Below are 695 nucleotides of genomic sequence, written 5' to 3'. Positions count from 1 at the left end.
CGGGCGATCAAATTCAGATTGCAGATATTGGTACCTTTGTCATCCAAAACGAGTAGGTCGCTGAAATGATTTTATCAGAGCTCAAGCTACATAATTTCCGCAATTACGAAGATTTAAGCGTCGAGTTTTTCACCAGGAGTTAACGTGTTAATCGGTGAAAATGCACAAGGCAAAACTAATCTATTGGAAGCAGTCTATGTTTTGGCATTAACCAGAAGTCATCGAACAGCTAATGACCGCGAGCTGATAAAAATGGCAGGCGCATGAGGCTGCATTAACCGGACGAGTTGAAAAACAGGGTGGGAGCGTCCCTTTAGAGCTACTTCATTAAATCGACCACAACATGTTCGTCTTCATCGGCAATCATAAAGAGTAACCGTTCCAAATTACTGGAAACTAAAATATCCATCGACGGAGCATTGGTCTGATAAAATGGCCGATTACGGTCGTAATTGCCAGTACGAATAAATTCAGTTAAAACGTTATTTTGATTAGAAGCACAAATCAATTTGTTAATCGGTAATCCTAATTTTTTGGCATAGTAACCTGCCAAAATATCACCAAAATTTCCAGTGGGCACTGCAAAATTAATCTGATCACCAAGCTCAATCTCACCGCGTTTAACGAGCTGGCTATAGGTATTAAAATAATAGGCCACTTGCGGAATCAACCGACCAATATTCATCGAATTAGCT

Annotated in this window: 2 pseudogenes; one reads left to right on the top strand and one right to left on the bottom strand. The window is 40.1% G+C overall.

Going from position 1 to position 695, the window contains the following annotated elements:
• Positions 1–65 precede the first annotated feature (65 nt).
• Positions 66–322 (top strand): annotated as a pseudogene (locus WDC_RS09600) (AAA family ATPase); the annotation flags it as partial.
• Here WDC_RS09600 and WDC_RS09295 read toward each other — a convergent pair.
• Positions 320–695, bottom strand: a pseudogene (locus tag WDC_RS09295) (threonine synthase); the annotation flags it as partial. The pseudogenes WDC_RS09600 and WDC_RS09295 sit on opposite strands and share 3 nt — an antisense overlap.

It is taken from the genome of Paucilactobacillus wasatchensis, from assembly GCF_000876205.1.
In the GTDB taxonomy this organism is placed as follows: Bacteria; Bacillota; Bacilli; order Lactobacillales; family Lactobacillaceae; genus Paucilactobacillus; species Paucilactobacillus wasatchensis.
The sequence above is the reverse complement of the archived record's forward strand: the minus strand, read 5'-3'. Positions and strand labels throughout refer to the sequence as shown.